This is a genomic window from Winogradskyella vincentii (genome assembly GCF_020166345.1).
GTDB classification, from domain to species: domain Bacteria; phylum Bacteroidota; class Bacteroidia; order Flavobacteriales; family Flavobacteriaceae; genus Winogradskyella; species Winogradskyella vincentii.
On the sequence record NZ_JAIUJS010000002.1, the window covers coordinates 458,674 to 472,495 of the forward strand.

9 protein-coding genes are annotated in these 13,822 nt (G+C 32.9%); 4 read left to right on the forward strand and 5 right to left on the reverse strand.

All coding sequences use genetic code 11. From position 1 onward, the window contains the following. Nucleotides 1-3: 3 nt before the first annotated feature. Nucleotides 4-1,803 carry a ribonucleoside-diphosphate reductase subunit alpha gene (locus LBV24_RS05245; protein WP_224477536.1) on the forward strand — a complete coding sequence of 600 codons (1,800 nt, stop codon included), beginning with the start codon at nt 4-6 and terminating at the stop codon, nt 1,801-1,803. 56 nt (nt 1,804-1,859) lie between these two features. On the opposite strand, the gene LBV24_RS05250 is transcribed toward LBV24_RS05245, so the two are convergent. Both LBV24_RS05250 and LBV24_RS05255 read right to left on the reverse strand, forming a co-directional pair. Beyond that, the gene (locus LBV24_RS05250; protein ID WP_224477537.1) at nt 1,860-2,579 is read right to left on the reverse strand and encodes a DUF6503 family protein; all 720 of its coding nucleotides are present in this window, start codon (nt 2,577-2,579) and stop codon (nt 1,860-1,862) included. A 106-nt stretch (nt 2,580-2,685) separates the two neighbouring features. Then, nucleotides 2,686-3,537, reverse strand: coding sequence for an OmpA/MotB family protein (locus LBV24_RS05255; RefSeq protein WP_224477538.1), 852 nt, complete (start codon nt 3,535-3,537; stop codon nt 2,686-2,688). A 134-nt stretch (nt 3,538-3,671) separates the two neighbouring features. On the opposite strand from LBV24_RS05255, the gene LBV24_RS05260 reads away from it, so the two are divergent. Then, a complete protein-coding gene (locus tag LBV24_RS05260; RefSeq protein ID WP_224477539.1) occupies nt 3,672-5,411 on the forward strand; it encodes a Na/Pi cotransporter family protein in 1,740 nt (579 codons plus the stop codon). 15 nt (nt 5,412-5,426) lie between these two features. Further along, nucleotides 5,427-6,554: a chromate efflux transporter gene (chrA, locus tag LBV24_RS05265; protein ID WP_224477540.1), complete on the forward strand. Its 1,128-nt coding sequence runs from the start codon at nt 5,427-5,429 to the stop codon at nt 6,552-6,554. A gap of 51 nt (nt 6,555-6,605) precedes the next feature. Here the strand turns inward: chrA and LBV24_RS05270 are convergent, their stop codons facing one another. Next, complete coding sequence (locus tag LBV24_RS05270; RefSeq protein WP_224477541.1) at nt 6,606-8,915, reverse strand: inorganic phosphate transporter; 2,310 nt, start codon at nt 8,913-8,915, stop codon at nt 6,606-6,608. A gap of 79 nt (nt 8,916-8,994) precedes the next feature. After that, on the reverse strand, nt 8,995-10,197 hold the full coding sequence (locus LBV24_RS05275) for a porin (RefSeq protein ID WP_224477542.1): 1,203 nt from the start codon (nt 10,195-10,197) through the stop codon (nt 8,995-8,997). 185 nt (nt 10,198-10,382) lie between these two features. Here LBV24_RS05275 and LBV24_RS05280 point away from each other — a divergent pair, with 185 nt between their 5' ends. Beyond that, complete coding sequence (locus tag LBV24_RS05280; protein ID WP_224477543.1) at nt 10,383-11,723, forward strand: deoxyguanosinetriphosphate triphosphohydrolase; 1,341 nt, start codon at nt 10,383-10,385, stop codon at nt 11,721-11,723. A 226-nt stretch (nt 11,724-11,949) separates the two neighbouring features. Here LBV24_RS05280 and LBV24_RS05285 read toward each other — a convergent pair whose 3' ends face one another. Then, nucleotides 11,950-13,734 carry a 1-deoxy-D-xylulose-5-phosphate synthase gene (locus LBV24_RS05285; RefSeq protein WP_224477544.1) on the reverse strand — a complete coding sequence of 595 codons (1,785 nt, stop codon included), beginning with the start codon at nt 13,732-13,734 and terminating at the stop codon, nt 11,950-11,952. Nucleotides 13,735-13,822 lie beyond the last annotated feature (88 nt).

Consider the following 13,822-nt stretch of genomic DNA (forward strand, 5'->3'; position numbering starts at 1 on the left):
ACCATGAACGACAAAACTAACTTAGAACTGGAGAACAACGTAGCAAACCCTCAAACTACAACAACCTCACCTCACGATGAATTAATTAAAGCCAGAAAAGAAGCCATAAAAGAGGCTAAATCTGAGCCCGAAATAAAATGGTTAACAGAACATAGCCGTCAATTTTTATCATCGGGATATTTAACAGAAGGTACTACACCTGAAGCAAGAATTAGAGAAATAGCTGATAATGCAGAAAGAATTTTAAAAATTGATGGTTTTGCAGATAAGTTTTACGGCTATATGGCTGAAGGCTTTTATTCCCTAGCATCACCAGTGTGGTCTAATTTTGGTAAAAAGCGAGGTTTACCTATCAGTTGTTTTGGGTCTCATATTTCTGATGACATGGGAGATATTCTCTACACGCAATCAGAAGTTGGTATGATGTCTAAGCTAGGAGGAGGTACTTCAGGTTACTTTGGTAAACTTCGTCATAGAGGAGCACCAGTAAAAAACAACGGAGAGTCATCTGGTGCGGTTCACATTATGCAACTTTTTGAAAAAATGGTTGATGTTGTTAGCCAAGGATCTGTACGTCGCGGTCGTTTTTCCCCATACCTACCAATTGAACATAATGATATACACGAATTTTTAGAAATCGGTACCGAAGGTAATCCTATACAAGAGTTAACACATGGTGTTACTGTTAGTAATCAATGGATGCAAGAAATGATCGATGGAGACACTGACAAAAGAGCTATTTGGGCTAAAGTATTACAGAGAAGAGGTGAAATAGGTTATCCGTACATTTTCTTCAGAGATAATGCAAACAATAATGCACCTAAGGTTTATCAAGAAAATAAGCATGAAATCTACGCAAGTAACTTGTGTTCAGAAATTATGCTACCAACAAATGATAGATGGTCTTTTGTATGCGTATTATCTTCTATTAACTTATTACATTACGATAAGTGGAAAAATACAGATGCTGTTGAAACAATGATCTACTTCTTAGATGCTGTTTTAGAAGAATTTGTAACAAAGCTTGAAGTTTATAGAGATTCACCAGATCGTGATGACCAGCAGACGTTCATGTTTATGGAGAAGGCCTATAATTTCGCTAGAGAAAATAGAGCTTTAGGAATGGGAGCTTTAGGATGGCATTCATTGTTACAATCAAAAATGTTACCATTTGACAGTCAGGAAGCATTTAATCTTAACAGTGAAATTTTTAAAACAATTAAAGATAAATCAGTTAAGGCTTCAGAAGAGTTAGCGAAATTATTTGGCGAACCAGAAGTATTAAAAGGCAAAGGAAGACGTAATGCTACTTTAAATGCTGTTGCACCTACAACATCATCTGCATTTATCTTAGGTCAGGTATCTCAGGGTATTGAGCCAATTTGGTCTAATTGCTATGTTAAGGATATTGCGAAAATAAAGACTACAATTAAAAACCCTTATCTAGTTGCGCTGTTAGAAGAAAAAGGGATGAACACAAGTGATGTTTGGAGAAGTATCCGTGATTATGATGGATCAGTTCAACATTTAGAAGGACTAACAGATCTTGAAAAGGATGTTTTTAAAACCTATTCTGAAATAGACCAAATGACACTTATTTATCAGGCGGCAAACAGACAAAATCATATTGATCAGGGGCAGTCATTAAATATTATGGTACACCCAGATATGCCTGTTAAGGATATCAATAAGATTTATGTTACTGCATGGCAGTTAGGTGTTAAATCCTTGTATTACCAGCACAGTATGAATGCAGCACAGAAGTTTAAGCAAAAGAAAGAATGTACGAGCTGTGAAGGGTAAATTAAAAATTGATAAACCTGAATAATAAAAAGCACCTCTAATAAAGAGGTGCTTTTTTAGTTATTTATTAAAGTATCTGTACCTAAATATTTATCATCTTTATTATAATACCAAGCTCTAATTTTTGGCATTTTAATATCATTTACAGTAGCTTCTTCAGATAACAGAATATATTCTCCAGAATCAAATTTTACTTTTCCATTTTTATCGGTTTTATAGAACTGATATATTTCCATTGCATAGGTCCTTGGGTTAAAATAGAAATACCAAACATCACTTCCAACACTTTCATCATAAGAAACTTTTAAAACTAAATAGTCCTTACCCTTAAAAGATTTCTTTTCAACAGTATTGTCGAGATTGGTTCCAGGATCTTTTAGTTTCATGGGTAAACCGTATAAATAGGTGTAGTAGTTTTTATAAAGTTCTGCTCTTTCGCAGCTGAGGTTTTTATCTTTTGCTTGTATACTATCTAATACTTTACCATTATACTTCATTTTACAGATGCCTTTGTCAATACTATAGAATGTTGTCACCGTATCACGATGAGCATTTACACTAAAAAATTCTTGTTGTAGATTTATTTTAATCTCACTTGTACGATCTGAATTATTTGGTGTTGTCATTACAACTGTAAAATCTCCTTTAAAAGTGCTCCACTTATTATTTGGATCATGATATTTAATAGCATTATCTAATATTTGATTGGCCATTAATTCTTGAGAATAAACCAGTGTAGTTAAAAAAAATACTGAGGCAAAAACTAAATATTTCATGTTTAAATCATTGATTTGAATTTACAATATATGAAATAAAAAAAGCACCCAATGCCGAACTGTACGGGAGGGTGCTTCTGTTTAATTGCCTTTTCAGGTCAATAGATTAGTTTGCTTCCATCATAGCAAAAAACTTGTCAATATTTGGCATTAAAATAATACGTGTTCTTCTGTTTTTAGAGCGATTTTCTCTAGAGTCGTTTGCCACTAATGGCTGGTAACTACTACGACCAGATGCTATAAGTTGCTCTGGATTTACATTGTATTTGTTTTGTAATCTTCTTACCACAGATGTAGCTCTAAGTACACTTAAATCCCAGTTGTCTGCAATTTTATCTGTATTAATTGTTCTAGAATCTGTATGGCCTTCTACCATAACATCTATGCTTTCTTCTGAGTTAATAACATCGGCCAATTTCTCTAAAATTCCGTTGGCCTTACTGCTTAATCTGTAACTACCAGTGTTAAATAACATCTTGTCTGAAATAGAAATCATTACTACAGTCTCATTAATATTAACTGCAATGTCCTCATCTTCATCAAGGTTTGAAGTATCCATTGATTTTTCAAGATTATATTGAACGGCTAAATTCATAGAATCTTTTAAGGTTTTAGCATTGGCCAATTTTGCTTGATCAACATTTTCTAATGTTGCCAGCATTTTACGTTTAGCTTCATTAGAAATTACAGAGCCGTCTGCATTAACATCTAGCTTTATATCGTTTTCTATTGTAAGGCCCTCAACATCTTCATTTAGAGAATTAATCTTCGCATTATAGTCATCAACTCTTGCTTGGATTTTTGCGAATTTTGTTTCAAGGTCTTCCTTAGCCACCTTTGTTTTGGTAAGTTCACTTTTAATTTCGCCGTTTTCTTGTTCTAGTGCTAAATACTTCTTTTTAGAAACACAAGAACTTAAAAGAAGCATAGTTACTAATAGGATTGAAATTTTTTTCATGTTTGGTTTTGGTTTAATATTTAATTTAAATACATATACGACGAAACTGTAAAAAAAGACGTTGAAAAGAAAATAAAATTCATATTTTTCATTTTATAAATTTTTCACATTATTTTAATCTGTAGTTAAAAGTTATGGAATACGGTTTTACAGATATATTACAACTATTGGGTTCCTTAGGTGTATTCCTATTTGGAATGAAGGTTATGAGTGATGCCCTTTTATTATTGGCAGGTAATAAGATGCGTTCAATACTGGCCAGAATGACCTCGAATAGGGTACTTGGTATAGGAACAGGGTTTTTAATTACTTCTGTTATACAATCTTCTTCAGCTACCACATTAATGGTAGTGAGTTTTGCCAATGCTGGACTTTTAACCTTGGTAGAGTCTATAGGAGTTATTATGGGTGCAAACATTGGAACCACAATAACAGCATGGCTTATCACAATTTTAGGGTTTAAGGTAAGCATGAGTGCAATTGCTTTACCTTTAGTTGGGTTTGGATTTGCCTTTACTTTTCTTAAAAAAGAAAAACTTAAAAACCTTGGTAGTTTTATTATTGGTTTTGCATTGCTTTTTATAGGGCTTCAATTTTTAAAAGAAGCTATGCCAGATATTAAGAATAATCCAGAATTACTGGCTTTTCTTTCACAGTATACAGATTTAGGATATTTATCCATTTTATTGTTCTTGTTAATTGGAACTTTACTAACCGTGGTAATACAATCCTCTAGTGCAACAATGGCATTAACTTTAATAATGACCGCACAGGGTTGGATACCTTTTGAATTAGCGGCAGCTATGGTTTTAGGTGAAAACGTTGGCACAACAATTACGGCAAACTTAGCAGCTATTATAGGAAATTATAAGGCCAAGCAAACTGCAAGAGCCCACTTGATTTTTAATCTATTAGGTGTGGTATGGATGCTTATTTTATTTTATCCCTTTTTAAAGATGGTGAGCTGGTTAGCCATGTATTTGGGCTCAGAATCACCATATGTTAGTGCAGCAGCTATACCTGTATCCATATCATTATTTCATACCACTTTTAATATTGCCAATACATTTTTATTGGTTTGGTTTGTTAAGCCAATAGCAAAAATTGTTGAAAGAATGGTACCTGAAAAGGAAATGGTAGAAAAAGAAATAGATCAGCCTAAATTTTTATCAAAGGATGTTTTAAAATACCCTGAGACGGCTATTGAGGCAATAACAAGAGAGTCAAAATATTTGTATAAAAATGCCATTTTTGAAATAGTATCCCATGCGTTAAACATTCATAGAACTGACATAAAATCGGACCTGAAGGTTAAAAAGGTTATTAAAAAGTCTAATATTCTTTTTGATACAAATGTTAGAGAACTCTATACTACAAAAGTTAAGAAAATTTATGGAGAGATCATTAGTTATGCAACTAAAGCTCAGAGTAAATTGAAATTAAATGAAGTTCAAAATAAACAGTTGTTAGAATTGAAGGTCGCAAATAGAGAAATGGTAGAAATCTTAAGGGATGTCCGTGAGTTAAGCAAAAATGTGGACTTTTATTTAAATTCAGATAATAAGTACATAAAGAAAGAATACGATAAGATTAGGAATAAGGTGGTTAAAGTATTACGCACAATCCACCTATTTAGAACAGAAAAAGAAAATGAGGTTTATCATGGAAAATTAGTTAAACTAAGAAAGGAGGCTAAGGCTAATATTCATTCTAACAATATTAAAATTGATGAGTTAATAAGGAATGATTTAATAACTGTAGATATGGCCTCTTCTCTGTTCAATGATTATGATAATGTAAATGATATGATTGACAAACTAATTGAGGTTGCAGATTTACTTTATGGTAAGAGAGATTCTATTTTGAACAATTAATATTTTAGGCTTTTTATGAACGAGAAGTTGATCGAAGTGGCCAAGGTTTTTTTTAAACTTGGTTGCTTTGCTTTTGGTGGTCCTGCCGCACATATTGCAATGATGGAAGATGAGATCATTGAAAAACGAAAGTGGATGACTCGAGACTATTTTCTAGATCTAATTGGCACAACAAATTTAATCCCAGGACCAAACTCAACTGAAATGACCATGCATTGTGGTTATGAGAGGGCTGGTAAGGCTGGCTTGTTCGTTGCAGGCATTTCATTTATTCTACCAGCTACTGTCATTACAGCGTTTCTTGCATATTTATATGTAAAATACGGGCAACTTCCAGAAATTGAACCATTTATATACGGCATAAAACCCGCCGTATTAGCCATTATTGCTGGCGCAATTTTAAAACTTGGAAAAAAGGCAGTAAAAGGTATTGAACTTATTATACTTGGGATTATTGTTTTGATTGTCAGTCTTCTCGGAGTGAATGAAGTATTGGCACTACTATCTGCAGGTGTATTAGGCATGGTCTATTTTTATTTGAAGTCTAAAACGGTTTCTACATTAAATACTATCTCCCCTGTCTTAGTGTTACTGGGTATTAATACTGCTGTTGCAAAGGTTTCAACGGTTAAGTTATTTTTAATTTTTCTAAAAGTAGGCGCAATACTTTATGGTAGTGGATATGTACTTTTTGCATATTTGGATGCTGAATTGGTAACAAGAGGTCTTCTGACAAGAGCTGAACTTATTGACGCTATAGCAATTGGACAATTTACTCCAGGACCTGTGTTGTCAACATCTACCTTTATAGGGTATCAACTTTCAGGATTTACAGGAGCCTTAGTAGCCACAACAGGTATTTTTCTGCCGTCGTTTTTATTTGTACTTATTTTGAACCCGTTTATTCCAAGAATGCGTAATTCAAAAATATTACGATATTTTTTAGACTCAGTTAATGTTGCAGCAGTTGCTGTAATGTTAGCAGTATTAATTGTTATGGGTCAAGAAACATTAATTGAATGGCAAAGTATAGCAATCGCATTAGTTGCTGTAGTACTAACATTTAAAACAAAAGTAAGCACTATTTGGACGATTGTTATTGGTGCAATATTAGGTTTCTTACTATTATCCTTATCAAAATAAAAAAGCCATCACTGTTTAGATGATGGCTTTATATAAATTTGATTAATAGATTTATTCTTCTGCTTCAGGTTTTTCACCACCCTCTACAACTTCATCAACAACGTCAATTGTTGCTGGCTCTACTGAACTATCAAAAGAGTTATGATACTCTTCCAATAAGTTCATTGTAGATTTAATTAAATCTTTTGTTTCTAATAAAACACTAAAATAAAGTGTTGTATTTTTTGGGCTAGATTCTTCCGTTCTTGTACGCTTAACTTGTTCTTTAATTTTACTCTTTACAAGTTTATAAACTTCAGTCCTTTCATCTAAAATCGCTCCTATTTGTTCAAACGATTCAGATTTAAAAGCTTTACGCGTGTCTTCGAATAGAATTTCTAGTTTGTCATCGATTTCCTTTAACTCTTTAATCTGACTGAACTTAAGTTTCTTATGATTATTATTAATATGCTTATGGCTCACTTTAGCAATATATTCCAATGACTGTGTCATATCTTGAAGATAGCCTAGAATATTAATATAAAAATCACTTGCACCTACACTAGACTCATCTAGATTTTTAATAAAATAGAAAACATTATCACGTAAATCATCAACTTCATCTGATAGTTTTATGACCTGTTTTTTACTCTTTTTGAGCAAGTCTAAATCCTGTTTAGCAAGTCCTACAATAGCATTAGAGTAGATTCTATTTGTACGTTTTACAACATTAGCCATGTTGTTAGCACTTTCAAGGATTACACCTTGTAATGAACTACTTTCAGCTTTCTTTAAACTATCCTCAGCAATTACTTTAGTAGACTTTTTCTTATGAGAAGTATAGTTTCTGTACAATAAGATTACAGTTAATAATAATAATATTGGGATGATTACTTTTGGATTCCAATTGATTAAATATACTACTGTACCGGCTGCGATAAATGCACCAATAGCAGTACCAAACCAACCACCAATAACATTTAATACACCTGCAACTCTATATACAGCACTTTCTCTACCCCAAGCGCGGTCTGCAAGAGACGTACCCATTGCTACCATAAACGTAACGTAAGTCGTAGATAGAGGTAATTTCATTGAAGTAGCAATTGCAATTAATACACCAGCAACCATTAGATTAACAGAAGCTCTAATCATATCAAATGCTGGTGCATCGATACTTTGATCTTTTGTTAAAGTAAAGTTAGGTTTATCAAAACTTTTACCAATTCGATTTTGAATTGACGTTGGTACGATTACACTAAAGTAGTTTGACAATTGAGTAGTTCCTTTTACTATCGATCTAGATAATCTATTAGGTTCAAACTTTTCGTGAGTTTCACCTTGGCGTGATAAACTAATTTCTGTTTCGGCAACTGTTTTGGCCTTTTTAGAAAACCATAAAGTAAGTACCATTATAGCACCTGCAATGAATAATAGTAATGGCTCAGCAGGAACCTTTTTATCTAATACATCCATTGACATAGTTACATCCATACCTCCAGCAACCCAAGCTTCATAAGAGTGATATGCAGCCATTGGTACACCGATAAAGTTTACTAAATCATTACCAGAAAATGCTAATGCCAATCCAAATGTACCTATGGCGATAACAACTAATAACACTGTTTTTTTAGTTATGCTTTCAAAGATGTATGAGAAAACGGTCCAGAAGACAAAACTACCTGCAATGATATAAATTTCATTTCCTTCTAAAATTGATTTTAAATCTTTGTAATAAGGTGTTCCTTTAAGACCTTTTAGGAAAATAAAATAAGTAATAGCTGTTAATGCTACACCACCAAAAATCGCACCGAAATTTTTAACTTTTTTCTCGTAATTAAAGGTGAAAATTAATCTAGAAACCCATTGTACAATGGCACCAACAGTAAAAGCTATTACTACAGATAACAATATACCAGAAATAATTTCAATAGCTTTTGTAGTGTTTATATATGTTGCCAAATCCGAAAATGATTGAGTTTCAGAATGACTAATTTTTATCAATGACATTACAACTGCAGCTCCCAATAAATTAAAAACTATTGAAACCGTTGTAGATGTCGGTAATCCGAGAGTATTAAAGAAGTCCAGCAATAATATGTCGGTAATCATAACCGCCATAAAAATGAGCATGATTTCCCCAAATTCAAATTGGGCTGGCACGAAAATCCCCTTACGTGCTACTTCCATCATACCACTAGAAAAGACGGCCCCAATAAAAATACCCAAACTGGCGACTATCATTATTGTTCTTAAGGATATTGCCTTTGATCCAATAGCAGAATTTAAGAAATTAATAGCATCATTACTTACACCTACTACGATGTCAGCAACAGCCAAAACTGTTATTGCTATTAACATTAATAAATAAATATTGTCCATAATTTTTTAGTTAGAATAAGTTTGCAAATATCTATAATCTAATTCAGCTTAGTGTTACCTAATTGTTATTTTTAAATAATTAGAAGTGGAAGTCAAAACCTAATCTGAAGGTGATGTTATCTTCGTTCCCGTCAACTGTAGTATAGCTAAGATCAGATTGAATTTTCAATTTATGTCCTACTATAAATTTATTAAAACCTAAAGTGTATTGTCTTTCCGGATCTCTATTTGTTACAGATTCATAATCTGTGCTTGTATAACGTCCTGCAATTTCATAGTTGTTTTTAAACAAATAACCGGCTTGTAGGTTAAGAGCATTACCTGTTAGTACGATATCACCAGTAGGTGTTCCATCAACGTCAGTGGCAATTTCATCATCAGCAGTTCTCTTGGCGTATTCTCCCATAAAAGAGAATCCTTTGTATTTAAACATAGCATCAGCAAATACAGTAGTTTGGTCAGTCTGATATAATGAACCATCACTTTTAAGCATGTAATCGCCAGCAAAACCTCTTTCTCTTACAGCGTCTTCGTTAAAGTTATAAGTTACACCTACCATTAGTTTTGGTTTTTCTTCACGCTTTAAATCTGATTGACTATAATCTCCTTTTGATTTAAAAGTTCCAAACGGTAAAAATTCTAAACGAGCGGTATATTGAAGTCCTCCCTCGTTACCCTCAGTAACATTACGACCCTCTCCTTGAGAAACAGAAAACTTTTCACGCATTAAAAAGTCACCACCTAAATTGGTTTTGTGTCTAAGTTGAATTCCTAAATCACGGTCAATGTTAAATCTACTATTGAGTAATGAACGATCAATTAACTGCAAATTACCAGAAGATACAACACGCTCAACATTTCCAGGTAATTTTGTCTGTCCTGCCCATAGTTCCCAGTTTCCAGTAAAATTCCATTTTAAAACGGCATCTAATATATATCTCGGAGTATTTCTGTTAAACTGATTGGCGCCTGAAATATCTCGATTAGATAAGCCAAGCTCTATTTTGTAAACAAGTTTTTTGCTATATGCGAAACCATCAAATTTAAGACGTGCTCTTCGAACGATAAAATTGTGCTCTGGGCTACCAAACTGGTCACCAGTATAGTCCCAAGACGATACAGAACGAACCTGAAAACGAGGTGCAAATTTAATACTAAAAGAACTGTCTTTTGCAGTAAAGTTAATTAGTCCCTTTCCAAAACTCGTATCGCTGATTTCTTGAGCTTGAATAGTTAGAGAAATAAAAGCAAATATTGCTAGTAAGCTAAATTTAAATTTCATGATAAATTGTAGTTTTTGTCAGCTGCAAATAACTAAAACTAATGTTAAGTGAATGTTTCCTAAACATTAAACAATTTCACTTTTTAGTTATATTTTATTGTAATTGGCAAATACAGTTCTTGTCTATAATTTGATTAGAATTTTAAACTTCAATTTATCTATCTTGCACACTCTAATATTTTACTATGAATTGGGACCAATTACTCTCTCTAAAACGTTTTGGTGATACAAACAAAAGACTCAGAAAAGAACAAAATGAAGCTCGTTTGGGCTTTGAGGTAGATTATGATAGAATAATATTCTCGTCTGAGTTTAGAAGTCTTCAAGATAAAACACAAGTTGTTCCTCTTTCTAAAACGGATTTTGTACACACTAGATTAACTCATAGTCTAGAAGTGAGTGTAGTTGGAAGATCGTTAGGTCGCAAGGTTGGTCAGTTATTATTAAAAAAACATCCACACTTGGAGACAATACATGGTTACAAGATGAATGATTTTGGAGCCATTGTAGCAGCTGCAGCATTAGCACATGATATTGGTAATCCGCCATTTGGGCATTCAGGTGAAAAAGCAATTGGAGCCTATTTTAAAAATGGTGATGGCGCTACGTTTAAATCGTATTTAACAGATAAGGAATATCAAGATCTATGTGATTTTGAGGGTAATGCAAACGGTTTTAAAATTTTAACTGAAAGTCGTACTGGCAGAAATGGAGGTTTAAGATTGAGCTATGCTACTTTAGGAGCTTTTATGAAATACCCAAAAGAATCCCTTCCTAAGAAACCAACATCCCATATTGTAGATAAGAAGTATGGTTTTTTTCAGAGTGAAAAAGTTATGTTTCAGGAGGTTGCAAATGAACTTGGACTAATAAGCAGAAGTAAGGAACATATTAGTTACAATAGACACCCCTTAGCTTATTTGGTTGAGGCAGCAGATGATATTTGTTATACAATTATTGATTTTGAGGACGGTATTAATTTAGGTTTGATAGAAGAAGAATATGCTTTGGAATATCTCATTAATCTCGTAAGAGAAACAATTAATACAAACAAATATAATGATCTTAAATCTAAGGAAGATAGAGTGAGCTATTTGAGAGCTTTGGCAATTGGAAATTTAATTGAAGAGGCAGCAGATGTATTTATGAAAAATGAAGATCTTATTCTTTCTGGAAAATTTGAATCGGCACTATTGGATGTTTGTAAATATAAAGCCCAGATTGAGGATATAATTTCTATTAGTATCAAGAATGTATACCAATCGAAAAATGTTATTGACAAAGAAATTGCTGGATATGAAATATTAAATCAGTTACTAACGACTTTTGGTAAACTAGCTTTTAACTGCTTTAATAACAAACTTTCAAATTATGATAAATTATTACTTAATACCTTACCTGAAACCATAAAACTGGGTGATGATTCCTTATATGATAATTTAATTTCAATTTGTTTATTTATTTCCAAGCTTTCGGATACAAATGCCATGTTATTGTACAAGAAATTGAAAGGAAGTATTGCATAATAATGCATTTCATCGATTATATTTGTTTTTTATCGCTATATAGTCTTACTTTAGATCATTATTAGCTCCAAATAACCTACTTATGCGAAATAATATTCTTGGTGGACTTGTCATCTTCATGGTTGTTGTGACATGCCTTATTATGATAGACGATATTTCAAAACCGAAGGAAATAGACAATCAACAAATTAAGTCTGAGGTTGAGAAAGTGGAACAGCAGAACAATTTAGCCGTTATCGATAATCAATCTTAAGTTATCAATTTCACGTTTTATACTTGCTACATCTAAATGTTGTGATAGTTGCAATTGTGAAACGGTTCCGTGTTCAACAAATTCATCTTTAATACCTAATAACTTTATTGGTTTTTTATAGTTGTTTTTATTGGCAAAATCCAGCACTGAACTGCCAAAACCACCTATTATTGTACCATCTTCAATTGTAACAACACCTGTATATTCTTTGAAGATTTTATGAAGTAATTTTTCATCTATTGGTTTAACAAATTGCATATCGTAATGCCCAATTTCATCTGAGAATTTACATTCAGAAATTGCCAACTCAACATTTTTTGCCATTGTGCCAATAGAAAGTACGGCAATTGATTTTCCTTTTTTTAAACAAACGCCTTTACCAATTTCAACTGATTTAAATGGTTTTTTCCAATCTTTAATATGAGCTCGACCTCTTGGATAACGTATAGCGATAGGAAAGTCAATACCCAATTGTACAGTGTACATAATATTGCGTAATGCAATAGGATCTCTAGGTGCGAAAATCACAAGATTAGGAATACAATTTAGATAGGCTAAATCAAAAACTCCGTGATGCGTTGCTCCATCTTCTCCAACTAATCCTGCTCTGTCCAAGCAAAAAATTACAGGAAGGTTTTGAAGTGCTACATCATGAATTATTTGATCGTACGCACGTTGCAAAAAAGTAGAATAAATATTGCAAAACGGAATTAACCCTTGAGTTGCCATTCCAGCCGCCAATGTTACCGCATGCTGTTCTGCTATACCAACATCAAATGCCCTATCTGGTATTGCATCCATCATATATTTTAAAGAACTTCCAGTAGGCATTGCAGGTGTAATACCAATTATATTTTTGTTTTTTAATGCTAGCTCTAGTATTGTTTCTCCAAATACATCTTGATATTTGGGAGGGTTGTTGTTATTAATGTTTTTTACAAGCTCTCCAGTTTCAGCATTAAATTTTCCAGGTGCATGATATTTAACCTGGTCTTGTTCTGCTTGTTTTAATCCCTTTCCTTTAGTAGTAATAATATGCAATAACTTTGGGCCATTGACAGATTTAAGACGTTCTAATTCTGAAATTAGTAAGGGTAAATTATGACCATCTATGGGTCCGGAATAATCAAAGTTTAGAGCTTCAAATATATTGTCTTGTTTTTGTGTCCCCTTTTTTACGTTTGTAAGGTATTGTTTTAGCGCTCCAACACTAGGATCAATACCTATGGCATTATCGTTAAGAATTACGAGCAAATTTGCATTTGTAACACCTGCATGATTTAAGCCTTCAAAGGCCATACCACTTGCAATTGAAGCATCACCAATAACTGCTATATGGTGTCTATTTTCATTTTTTAATTGAGAAGCAATAGCCATTCCAAGTGCTGCGGAAATTGATGTTGATGAATGACCTACACCAAAGGTGTCAAATTCACTTTCAGAACGATTTGGAAATCCACTTAGTCCTTCTAATTGTCTGTTAGTATGAAATACATTTTTTCTGCCAGTTAAAATTTTATGGCCATATGCTTGGTGACCAACATCCCAAATCAATAAATCATTTGGTGTTTTATAAACATAATGTAGTGCTATAGTTAACTCTACAACACCTAAACTTGCCCCTAAATGACCTTCTTTTGTAGCTACTATATCAATAATAAATTGCCTTAATTCCTTGCTTAAGGCAGTTAAATCTTCAATTTTCAAATTGCGTAAATCTGCAGGTGAATTAATTTGATTTAGTAGTCCATTGCTCATACAGCAAAAATACGAGAATTAGTTTGTCAATTAAAAATGAATAGAACACGCTTATTTTTTATACAGTCCGGTTGTTCCTTGTTGTATT

What these genes read in the sequence shown, in the direction of transcription:
- LBV24_RS05255 (WP_224477538.1), bottom strand. Translation starts at nt 3,537, where the DNA reads ATGAAAAAAATTTCAATCCTATTAGTAACTATGCTTCTTTTAAGTTCT.
- LBV24_RS05250 (WP_224477537.1), bottom strand. Translation starts at nt 2,579, where the DNA reads ATGAAATATTTAGTTTTTGCCTCAGTATTTTTTTTAACTACACTGGTT.
- LBV24_RS05280 (WP_224477543.1), top strand. Translation starts at nt 10,383, where the DNA reads ATGAATTGGGACCAATTACTCTCTCTAAAACGTTTTGGTGATACAAAC.
- LBV24_RS05275 (WP_224477542.1), bottom strand. Translation starts at nt 10,197, where the DNA reads ATGAAATTTAAATTTAGCTTACTAGCAATATTTGCTTTTATTTCTCTA.
- LBV24_RS05260 (WP_224477539.1), top strand. Translation starts at nt 3,672, where the DNA reads ATGGAATACGGTTTTACAGATATATTACAACTATTGGGTTCCTTAGGT.
- LBV24_RS05245 (WP_224477536.1), top strand. Translation starts at nt 4, where the DNA reads ATGAACGACAAAACTAACTTAGAACTGGAGAACAACGTAGCAAACCCT.
- LBV24_RS05285 (WP_224477544.1), bottom strand. Translation starts at nt 13,734, where the DNA reads ATGAGCAATGGACTACTAAATCAAATTAATTCACCTGCAGATTTACGC.
- LBV24_RS05270 (WP_224477541.1), bottom strand. Translation starts at nt 8,915, where the DNA reads ATGGACAATATTTATTTATTAATGTTAATAGCAATAACAGTTTTGGCT.
- chrA (WP_224477540.1), top strand. Translation starts at nt 5,427, where the DNA reads ATGAACGAGAAGTTGATCGAAGTGGCCAAGGTTTTTTTTAAACTTGGT.